The following is a 10,521-nucleotide window of genomic DNA, read 5'->3' as shown; positions in this document are numbered from 1 at the left end:
AAGTCGGGGCGTGTACCTGACTTTTTATACAAGGGAAGAAAAAATGTGCCCGTCAGGGCGCGGTTTTTCTTCAGTATTCACTCGAAAGCGTGGTTTCGAGCGAGAGGCTGCTCGGAAAACGATAGTTTTTCGACAGCCTCAAAAAGAGGTCTGCCCCGCAGACCTCTTTTTCCTATTCACTTCGCCAGCATAAAGTACGCCAGCACGGCGATACCGAGGATAATACGATACCAGCCGAACACCTTGAAATCGTGCTTCTTGACAAAGCTCATCAGGAAACGGATGATGAGCAGCGAGGACACGAACGCGGTGATTGTACCGATGCCGAGGATCATCAGCTCGGTGGATGTAAACGCAAAGCCGAACTTGAGAATCTTGAGCAGGCTTGCGCCGAACATGACCGGAATGGCCAGAAAGAATGTAAACTCCGCAGCCACGGTACGCGACACGCCGAGCAGCAGTGCGCCAACGATGGTCGCGCCGGAGCGCGAGGTGCCCGGGAACACAGCCGCAATCAGCTGGAACATACCGATCATAAACACGGTCGGGTAAGTAAGTTCCGTGAGTGCATTGATGCGCGCCGGCTTGCCCTTGTGCGCGTTCTCCACCAGAATGAATGCTGCGCCGAATACAATCAGCGCGATGGAAACCGTCTGGTAATTGTAGAACAGTTCTTCAAACAGGTCGTTCCACTTGAGACCGACGATCGCCGCCGGAACACAAGCTACCAGAATCTTGATCCACAGCTTGACGGTATCCATATTCAGCACGATGGATGCGCCGCCGTGACGGCCCTTTCGCCGTTCAAACGGGAAAATCTGTCCCCAGAACAGGACAACAACCGCGAGTATCGCACCGAGCTGAATGACCACCTCGAACATGCTGTAAAACGCTTCCGACACGTCCAGCTTCACAAACTCATTGAGCAGAATCATGTGTCCGGTACTGCTGATCGGCAGCCACTCGGTGATGCCCTCTACAATGCCGAACAGAAATGCTTTGAGCAATTCTATCACAGGGTTTTCCTCCTTATTTTCTTATGTTATTTTTATACCTTACCACAACTTATGCCATCCCGCAAGCAAACAAGCGGAAATGTCATAAAAAAGTTATACTTTGCAGCAGGCTGACTTGCCATTCCGAGTGTACCGTGGTATATTATAAATGTATAGTTATGATTGACAGAAAGGTGTTTTCATGGAATATATCACCCACTCACCCGAGGAGACCGAAGCACTCGGCGCAGAATACGCAAAAAGCCTCAAGGCAGGCGATGTTGTTGCGTTCTCCGGCGACCTCGGTGCCGGCAAGACCGCATTCACGCGCGGCGTGCTGCACGGACTCGGCTACGAGGGCCGCGTCACCAGCCCGACCTTTGCCATTGCAAACGAATACGAAACGCCGACGGTCAAGGTCGCGCACTTCGACCTGTACCGCATTCTCGACAGCGAAGCGCTGTTCGAGATCGGCTTTGACGAATATCTCGACGGCAGCCGCATTGTGCTCATCGAATGGAGCGAAAACGCCGCAGACGTTCTGCCGGAAGCCTACAAAACCGTCCATATTGCCTACGGCGATGTGGACAACGACCGCCGCATTACGATTGGAGAAGTGACTGTATGAAAATTCTTGCCCTGGAATCCTCGGCGGTCAGCGCGTCTGTCGCGCTCACCGAGGACAAAAAACTGGTGGCGCAGTCCTTTCAGAACTGCGGCCTGACGCACTCGCGCACGCTGCTGCCGATGGTGGAAAACCTGCTGGCAAACTGCGGCGTATCGCTCGCTGACGTGGACGCGATCGCTGTCGCGCACGGCCCCGGCTCGTTTACCGGTGTGCGCATCGGTGTGGCTACAGTCAAGGGTCTGGCGCTCGGCGTAGACAAGCCGTGCCTCGGTGTCTCCACGCTCGAGGCAATGGCATGGGGCGCCCGTGCCCTCGGCGGCGACCTGTGCTGCGTGATGGATGCGCGTGCGGGTCAGGTTTACAACGCGCTTTTCACCGTAGAGGACGGCAGGGTACGCCGTCTGTGCGATGACCGTGCGATCAAGCTGACCGAGCTTGCCGAAGAAATCGGAGAAGCGCCGTATTTTCTGGTTGGAGATGGCGCGGATCTGTGTTATAATACTATCAAAGAGAACTGCACCGGTCTGCGGCTCGCACCCGTCGAGCTGCGGTTTGCGACCGGATTTGGTGTTGCCGCCGCCGCACTCCCCCTGTTCCGCGAGGGCAAAGCCTGCTCCCCCCAGGAGCTGGACGCCTTCTATCTGCGTCGTCCGCAGGCAGAGCGTGAGCGCATGGCGCGTCTGGCACAGACCAAATAGCAGACAACACCGCACAATTAGGCTGCGGCTTCTTGCGCAGGCTCCGGTCGCGCTGCCGCGGCGCTTTGCGGAAATTTTGTATCCTGACTTCGTTCCGATTTCACGGTAATACACAAAGTATTACTGCAAAACCGCGCCTTGTCAGTGTGCAAAACCCACTCGCAAATCGCTCTTGTTCAATTATGCGATATTGCCTGAAGCAAAAAAGTTTTAGGATAAAGGAGATTTTTATTATGGCAACCGTACATGAAATGGACCACCCGCTTATCAAGCACAAGCTGGCGCTGATGCGCGACAAGACCACCGGCGTTAAGGAGTTCCGCGAGGCTGCTGCTGAGATTGCAATGCTGATGTGCTACGAGGCTACCCGCGATCTGCCGCTCAAGGAGATCACCATTGAGACTCCGGTCGCTGAGGCGCGCGTACAGGTTATTTCCGGCAAGAAGATTGCGCTCGTGCCGATCCTGCGTGCAGGTCTGGGCATGGTTGAGGGCATTCTGGAGATGATTCCGGCAGCCAAGGTCGGCCACATCGGTCTGTACCGCAACCCGGAAACCCTGCAGCCGATCGAATATTACTGCAAGCTGCCGAATGACATCGAGGATCGCGACGTACTGCTGCTCGACCCGATGCTGGCTACCGGCGGTTCCGCTATCGCTGCCATCGACGGCCTCAAGCGCCGCGGCGTAAAGCACATCAAGCTGATGAACCTCATCGGCGCACCGGAAGGCGTTGCCGCTGTTCAGAAGGCGCATCCGGACGTTGAGATCTTCGTTGCCGGCATTGACGAGAAGCTGAACGACCACGGCTACATCGTTCCGGGTCTGGGTGACGCCGGCGACCGTATCTTCGGCACCAAGTAAGCAATATACCGCTGAATTTTCGGTATCTGCAGTACAATTTCACACCGACCGTCCCTGCAAAGGAGGGTGAACCGTATGACATTTGATGGTATCCGGCGTTTATCCCCGTATTGGAGCCTTGCCCTTTGCTACGGCGTCGTGACGGCGGTCGGGCTGATCCCCGGTCTGCTGTATGGCAATGAATTTGCCTACTGGCTGCTCGGCTTCTGGCTGATCCTGCCGGTTTCGGCGCTGCTGTGTACGTTCCGGGCGGCATACCGCGCCCTGCCGCGATACGGTCTGATGCCCGTGTTCGTCGGCCTGTGGGCGATTGTTCTGCCGCTTGCCACGTTCCGCTCGACCGAGATGCAAAGCCTGTTTTACGGGCTTGTTCCCTCGCTGGTCGGCTTAACGCTGGGCGTACTGGTGCGCAAATTTGTATTCTGGTATCGAAACAGATAGAGACACTTTTAAGGACACTTTTGCGGTGCGGCTTTCGAGCCGCACCGTTTTGTTGGGAGAAAATTGAACCTATGCAATTTTACGAACTAAACTCCAGCCGCATGGACTACCGCGAGCTGAGTGCGGACGACCTCGACCTGCTGACGCCGCTCCTGCGCAGCGAGGAGACCATGCAGACGCTCGGCGGCGCACTCTCCTACGAGCAGACGCTGGACTGGCTGGTAGATACGCTGCGCCGCTATCAGACCGAGGGCTGCGGCTGGCTGCTCGCACTTGATAAACCGACCGGTGTTCCCGCGGCTCTGTGCGGCCTGACTTACGAGCAGGTCGGCGCGGAACGCGTGCTGACCGCGAACTGCATCGTCCGGCATGAGCTGCGCGGCATCGGCGTCGGCCGCGAGTGCATCGCCGCATGCCTGCTGTATGCGTTCGAATCCATGCACGCCGACGAGGTCAGCGCCTTCGTGCAGAAGGATGATCTCGCAGGACTGCATACCGCCGTTGCCTGCCATATGCAGCCGACCGAAAAGGTCAGCCATACCGCCTTCGGCAAGACCGCACTGTGTGTACGGTGTGTGGTCCGGAATCCGCACCTCGCAGAGAAGGCAGAAGTGGAAAATGAACCGTCGGAAGATGAAAAAAGCACCGAAACGTAAGTTTCGGTGCTTTTTTTGTTGCCATTGTGTGTCGTGTGCATTGTTTATCGAGGTCGTACCCCAGGGCACCTTCTCTTGCCCTTCGGGCAATTCACCTTGTGTTTCGCCTGCGAAGAGTCAACCGCATATGCAGCAGTACGCTATCCGACACTGCAGCGTCAGCGCAGATTCCGCTCGCTTCGCAAGCGACCAGTCTCACCGATACTGCTCCGCCCAGACAGCCTCATTCGCCTCCAGCGACTTCGGTACATCCAACACCCGCTGGTTTGCGCTGCCGCGAAACCGCAGCTCGATGTTCTTCTCCGCCATGATAAACGGCCCGTCTACCAGTAAATCCAGCTGCCCAAGCAGCTTTTTCACAAACGGATCGCTCAGCTCCAACAGCTGCTCAAACGTATAACCCGAGTACGCCATCAGGTGCTTGCCCTTGCGCTTCAGTTCCACCGCAAGATAATACAGCGGCTCCGCCTTACAAAACGGCTCGCCACCCGAGAACGTCACACCCTTGATGAACGGATTGCGGCACATATCCTTCAGCAGCGTGTCCAGCTCAATATCCTGCCCGCCCTCAAAGTCGTGCGTCTGCGGATTGTGGCAGCCCGGACAGCCATGCGGACAGCCCTGCACAAACAGCGTATAGCGGAAGCCGGGGCCGTCCACAATGGACTCCCCGACTGTACCTGCAATGCGAATTTTACCTTCCATCAGGCGGTGTGCTCCTGACGCATGGAGCAGCAGCTCGGAACGCTGTGCTTTACGCGGTCATGCTCCTCCGCGCGCTTGCCGTTGTTGAAGCGGTCGAGCGTACCTACCAGATAACCCGTAATGCGGCGGATACGTTCAAAGCCTACACCTTCACCAATCATCGGCTCCTGTGCAGCAATATTCTTAGTTTCCATGATAGCATTCTCCCTTTCCTGTCACTTTTTGACGATTTTCAATGTATTCGGCTGACGGTCGGCTTCTTCGGCAGGATCGCCGTGATAGCCGATCGTGGTGCTGTTGTAATTTTTATACAGTCCCAGCTTCTGCAGCTTGGACAGCGGAACGCCTTCGCCCTCGCGACGGCCGCAGCGCGGACATACTTCACCGATAATGCCGGTGTAGCCGCAGACCGGATCGCGGTCGATCGGGTGGTTGATCGCGCCGTAGCCGATGCCAGCTTCCTTCATCGCGCGAACGACAGCCTCAAACGCTTCAAGGTTCTGCGTCGGGTCGCCATCCAGCTCGATGTAGCTGATATGACCGCCGTTGGTCAGCTCGTGATACGGCGCCTCGCGGGCGATCTTCTCAAATGCCGAAATCGGATAGTAAACCGGCACGTGGAAGGAGTTGGTGTAGTAATCGCGGTCGGTAACGCCCGGAATCGTGCCGTATTTCTCACGATCGATCTTGACAAACCGGCCGGACAGGCCCTCTGCCGGGGTAGCGATCAGCGAGAAGTTGAGGTGATATTTCTCGGTCGCCTCATCCATGCGCTGACGCATGTGACCAACGATCTCAAGACCGAGGTTCTGCGCCTCGTCGCTCTCGCCGTGGTGTACGCCGATGAGCGCCTTGAGGCACTCTGCCAGACCGATGAAGCCGAGCGTCAGCGTTCCGTGTTTAAGCACCTCGCCAACCTCGTCATCCGGACCCAGTTTTTCGGAATCCAGCCATACGCCCTCGCCCATCAGGAACGGGTAGTTGCGCACGCGCTTGCCGCACTGGATGCGGAAACGGTCAAGCAGCTGGTCGATTACGAGGTCGATCTTGCGGTCGAGATCCTCGAAGAACCAGTCCAGATCGCCGTGGCTGCGGATTGCGATGCGCGGCAGGTTGACCGACGTGAACGACAGGTTGCCGCGGCCGTAGGTAATCTCACGGGTCGGATCGCACACATTGGACATAACACGCGTGCGGCAGCCCATGTAGCCGACCTCGGTCTCCGGATGACCCGGCTTGTAATACTGCAGGTTAAACGGCGCATCGAGGAACGAGAAATTCGGGAACATGCGCTTCGCGGAAACGCGGCATGCCAGCTTGAACAGGTCGTAGTTCGGGTCGCCCTCGTTGTAGTTGACGCCCTCCTTGACCTTGAAAATATGAATCGGGAAAATCGGGGTCTCACCGTTGCCCAGACCGGCTTCGGTCGCGAGCAGCAGCTGCTCCATAACCAGACGGCCCTCCGGCGAGGTGTCCGTGCCATAGTTGAGCGACGAGAACGGAATCTGCGCGCCTGCACGCGAATGCATAGTGTTTAGGTTGTGAACCAGCGCTTCCATCGCCTGATAGGTGGTCTTGCGGGTCTCCTTATCCGCGTACTTGCGAGCAAACTTCATGCACTTTGCAACCGTCTTTTCGTCGAGCGTCTCGGAAAGTGCCTTCGCCATCGCTTCATCATAGCCGTTGCCGCCTGCCAGACAAGCCCACTTGCCAGTCTCCTGCTCGACACGCTCGGTCAGCGCACGCGCATCGACCTCGTTGTTGTCGTCCTCGCCGAACACCTCAAGGGCCTTGGCGAGATTGTCGCGGAACAGCTTGCGGAAGGTCTTGCGCACACCCGGCGCCATCGAGTAATCGAAGTTTGGCACGCTCTGACCGCCGTGCTGGTCATTCTGGTTGGACTGGATGGCGATGCACGCCAGCGCGGAGTACGAACGGATGTCGTTCGGCTCGCGCAGGAAGCCGTGACCGGTGGAAAAACCGTCGCGGAACAGCTTCAGCAGGTCAATCTGACAGCAGGTGGTGGTCAGCGTCAGAAAATCCAGATCGTGGATATGGATATCGCCCTCGCGGTGCGCCTTGGCATGCGCCGGATCGAGGATAAACATCTCATAGAACTGCTTGGCGCCCTCGGAGCCGTACTTGAGCATGGTGCCCATCGCGGTATCACCGTCGATGTTGGCGTTCTCTCGCTTGACGTCGTTCTCGAGCGAGGACTTGAACGTCAGGTCCTCGTACACCTTCATCAGACGGGTGTTCATCTCACGCACGCGGGTGCGCTCGTTGCGGTACAGGATGTACTTCTTGGCTGTGCGGGCATGTCCGCTTTCGATCAGAACCTTCTCAACAGTGTCCTGCACCTGTTCAACGGTGGGAGTTTCGGTTCCAGCAGTCTCCTCTAGCGTTTTTTCGACCTGCTCTGCCAGCTCCTGCGCCATATCGTGATCCTGGCCGCCGGAGGCCTGTGCTGCGCCGAAAATTGCATTTGTGATCTTGTCGATCTCAAAGGGAGCCATGCGCCCGTCCCGCTTGACGATCTGCTGAATCATAAAGAAAAATCCCTCTCTCATACAAAAACCGCCTAACGGCGATTTCTTAATTATTTACTAAATTATGTAGTGGTGCATTCAATATCGCACAACATCTTGTGTCTGCTTATCTCTTGCTTATATATTCTACCGCCGAAACACCGCCCTGTCAAGGCGCTAAATTCTTTTTGGCACATTTGCAAGAAAAGCACTATTTTTATTGGAGCATTCTCTAAACTTTTCCTCTTGACTCGAAAAATTTATCAGAAAAGCGCGACAAATTCCACAAAGTTTCTCCTTTATTTTCTCCGTGGTAATTTCTCCCGCAAAAAAGCGGATACACTATATATGGTATCCGTTCTATTCCCATCACAAGCCGAAAAAAGAACCCCGGAACAGGATTCCGAGGTTCTTTGGTTTCGATCAGAAAATGATCTTATGCCTTGCCGTTGCAGCCCAGAACATTGATCAGCTTGTGGGTAACCATGTCCTTGACAGCCTGACGAGCCGGCTTCAGGTACTGGCGCGGGTCGAAGTGATCCGGATGCTCAGCGAAGTGCTCGCGGATAGAAGCGGTGATAGCCAGACGAATATCGGAGTCGATATTGATCTTGCAGACGGACAGCTGTGCAGCGTGACGCAGCTCTTCCTCCGGAATGCCGATTGCATCCGGCATCTTGCCGCCGAACTTGTTGATCTTGTCAACAAACTCACGCGGTACGGAAGAGGAACCGTGCAGTACGATCGGGAAGCCCGGCAGACGCTTGGAAACTTCCTCGAGTACGTCGAAACGCAGCGGAGGCGGAACCAGAATGCCCTGCTCGTTGCGGGTGCACTGATCCGGGGTGAACTTGTAAGCGCCGTGAGAGGTGCCGATTGCGATAGCCAGAGAGTCACAGCCGGTGCGGGTTACGAACTCCTCAACCTCTTCCGGATGGGTGTAGGAGGAATCCTCAGCGGAAACCTTAACGTCATCCTCTACGCCAGCCAGGGTGCCGAGCTCAGCCTCGACAACAACGCCGTGAGCGTGAGCGTACTCTACAACCTTCTTGGTCTCCTCAACGTTCTCGTCGAACGGACGGGAGGAGCAGTCGATCATAACGGAGGAGAAACCGCCGTCGATGCAGGCCTTGCAGGTCTCGAAGTCCGGGCCGTGGTCCAGGTGCAGAGCGATCGGAATGTCCGGGCACTCCAGAACAGCAGCCTCTACCATCTTAACGAGGTAGGTGTGGTTTGCGTAAGCGCGTGCGCCCTTGGATACCTGCAGGACTACCGGAGCGTGCTGCTCCTGGCAAGCCTCGGTGATACCCTGAACGATCTCCATGTTGTTCACGTTGAAAGCGCCAACAGCGTAGCCGCCGTCGTAAGCCTTCTTGAACATCTCAGTAGTAGTAACTAAAGGCATGGGAATACTTCCTTTCTGATAAAAACTGAATCTTAAAAATTCTGCTTTTATTTTATCAGTTAAGCATGCTAAAATCAAGTCCATATCAAAAAAATCCTGTCATTTTTTCGTCGAATTCCTGCGGCAGGTTTGCCAAAATTGCCAAACCTGCCGAAAACGCAGGATTTTCATTGATTTTTTTCATATTATATGGTACTCTTTATGAGTAAGAAAATGCACGGCACTGCTCTGCGTTTTAATTTGCTTAGGAGGTTTTATCAATGAGTGAACTGAAAGGCGCTTGCGTCATCGGTCAGTCGGGCGGCCCGACTTCCGTAATCAACTCTTCTGTTCTGGGTGCGCTGGAGGCAGCACTGGACAATCCGTCCATCACCCGCGTATTCGGCATGGCACACGGCATCAAGGGCCTGCTGAACGACGACCTGTATGATATCGACAAGGAAGACCGCGACGAGCTGGCTCTTCTGCGCTACACCCCGTCCTCTGCACTGGGCTCCTGCCGCTACAAGCTGGCTGATCCGGATGTTGACGACACCGATTACAAGCGCATCCTCGAGATCTTCAAGAAGTACGACATCCGTTACTTCTTCTACAACGGCGGCAACGACTCCATGGATACCTGCAACAAGGTTTCCAAGTATATGATGAAGTCCGGCTACGAGTGCCGCGTAATGGGCATTCCGAAGACCATCGACAATGACCTGTTCGGCACCGACCACTGCCCGGGCTTTGCTTCCGCTGCTAAGTATATCGCTACTTCCTGCATGGAGATCTATCAGGACGCTCGCGTATACGACACCGGCATGGTCTGCATCGTAGAGATCATGGGCCGTCACGCTGGCTGGCTGGCCGGTGCTGCCGGTCTGGCTACCGCTATGGGCGCAGGTCCGGATCTGGTTTACCTGCCGGAGACCGACTTCGACATGAAGAAGTTCCTGGCTGACGTAAAGCGCATCTACGACGAGAAGGGCAACTGCCTGGTAGCTGTTTCCGAGGGTATCCACTACGCTGACGGCTCCTTCGTATCCGAGGCTAAGACCTCTGCTACCGACGGCTTCGGCCATGCACAGCTCGGCGGTCTGGCTTCCATGCTGGCTGACACCGTTAAGAACGAGCTGGGCTGCAAGGTTCGCGGCATCGAACTGAGCCTGCTGCAGCGCTGCGCTGCTCACTGCGCTTCCAAGACCGACGTTGACGAGTCCTATATGTCCGGCAAGGCTGCTGTTGAGAACGCAGTTGCAGGCAAGACCGACTACATGCCGGGCTTCAAGTGCACCCGTGACGAGAACGGCTACAAGTGCGAGATCGAGCTGCTCCCGCTGTCCGAGGTTGCCAACACCGAGAAGAAGGTTCCGCGTGAGTGGATCAACGAGGAAGGCAACGGCGTAACGCAGGAGTTCGTTGACTATGCTCTGCCGCTCATCAACGGCGAGAACGTTGGCCCGAAGGTATCCGGTCTGCCGCGCTTCGCTAACCTGAAGAAGATCAAGGCTGAGGCTTAATCTTTTCGGTTTAACTGAACAGAGCGTGCCTTGCGGTGCGTAATCAAAACGGGTAGAGCCGCAAGGCTCTGCCCGTTTGCTTTTAAGAGGAATTTCCTGT

General features: G+C 55.9%; 10 protein-coding genes and 1 pseudogene. 6 read left to right on the top strand and 5 right to left on the bottom strand.

The features are described from left to right. Positions 1–176: 176 nt before the first annotated feature. Entirely contained in the window at positions 177–1,016 is an 840-nt protein-coding gene (locus ACWVX6_RS06055; protein WP_110437080.1) for an undecaprenyl-diphosphate phosphatase, read from the bottom strand. Between the two features lie 181 nt (positions 1,017–1,197). Here ACWVX6_RS06055 and tsaE point away from each other — a divergent pair, with 181 nt between their 5' ends. The 5 genes from tsaE to ACWVX6_RS06030 all read left to right on the top strand — a co-directional run bounded on the left by tsaE (position 1,198) and on the right by ACWVX6_RS06030 (position 4,281). Beyond that, positions 1,198–1,623 (top strand): tRNA (adenosine(37)-N6)-threonylcarbamoyltransferase complex ATPase subunit type 1 TsaE, encoded by a 426-nt coding sequence (gene tsaE / locus ACWVX6_RS06050; protein WP_455152636.1) that lies wholly within the window; start codon positions 1,198–1,200, stop codon positions 1,621–1,623. Then, on the top strand, positions 1,620–2,321 hold the full coding sequence (gene tsaB / locus ACWVX6_RS06045; RefSeq protein WP_455152635.1) for a tRNA (adenosine(37)-N6)-threonylcarbamoyltransferase complex dimerization subunit type 1 TsaB: 702 nt from the start codon (positions 1,620–1,622) through the stop codon (positions 2,319–2,321). Before tsaE ends, tsaB begins: the two co-directional genes overlap by 4 nt. A gap of 233 nt (positions 2,322–2,554) precedes the next feature. Next, entirely contained in the window at positions 2,555–3,184 is a 630-nt protein-coding gene (gene upp, locus ACWVX6_RS06040; RefSeq protein WP_110437083.1) for a uracil phosphoribosyltransferase, read from the top strand. Positions 3,185–3,259: 75 nt separating this feature from the next. Next, complete coding sequence (locus ACWVX6_RS06035) at positions 3,260–3,625, top strand: hypothetical protein (protein ID WP_110437084.1); 366 nt, start codon at positions 3,260–3,262, stop codon at positions 3,623–3,625. A gap of 71 nt (positions 3,626–3,696) precedes the next feature. Further along, on the top strand, positions 3,697–4,281 hold the full coding sequence (locus ACWVX6_RS06030) for a GNAT family N-acetyltransferase (protein WP_455152634.1): 585 nt from the start codon (positions 3,697–3,699) through the stop codon (positions 4,279–4,281). Between the two features lie 195 nt (positions 4,282–4,476). Here ACWVX6_RS06030 and nrdG read toward each other — a convergent pair whose 3' ends face one another. The 4 genes and pseudogenes from nrdG to fba all read right to left on the bottom strand — a co-directional run bounded on the left by nrdG (position 4,477) and on the right by fba (position 8,919). Continuing rightward, a complete protein-coding gene (gene nrdG, locus ACWVX6_RS06025; RefSeq protein ID WP_117487896.1) occupies positions 4,477–4,986 on the bottom strand; it encodes an anaerobic ribonucleoside-triphosphate reductase activating protein in 510 nt (169 codons plus the stop codon). Beyond that, positions 4,986–5,126: pseudogene (nrdD, locus tag ACWVX6_RS06020) on the bottom strand (anaerobic ribonucleoside-triphosphate reductase); the annotation flags it as partial. The pseudogene nrdD and the gene nrdG, both read right to left, overlap by 1 nt. Positions 5,127–5,201: 75 nt before the next feature. Next, entirely contained in the window at positions 5,202–7,535 is a 2,334-nt protein-coding gene (locus ACWVX6_RS06015; protein WP_118647141.1) for an anaerobic ribonucleoside triphosphate reductase, read from the bottom strand. Between the two features lie 415 nt (positions 7,536–7,950). Continuing rightward, positions 7,951–8,919, bottom strand: a complete 969-nt coding sequence (gene fba / locus ACWVX6_RS06010) for a class II fructose-1,6-bisphosphate aldolase (protein WP_455152633.1) — start codon at positions 8,917–8,919, stop codon at positions 7,951–7,953. A 260-nt stretch (positions 8,920–9,179) separates the two neighbouring features. On the opposite strand from fba, the gene ACWVX6_RS06005 reads away from it, so the two are divergent. Then, on the top strand, positions 9,180–10,421 hold the full coding sequence (locus ACWVX6_RS06005) for a 6-phosphofructokinase (RefSeq protein ID WP_110437089.1): 1,242 nt from the start codon (positions 9,180–9,182) through the stop codon (positions 10,419–10,421). The last annotated feature ends 100 nt before the right edge of the window (positions 10,422–10,521 follow it).

This window comes from Butyricicoccus sp. (genome assembly GCF_977037065.1).
Note: the sequence above shows the minus strand (reverse complement) of the source record. Positions and strands in the feature narration are given on the sequence as shown.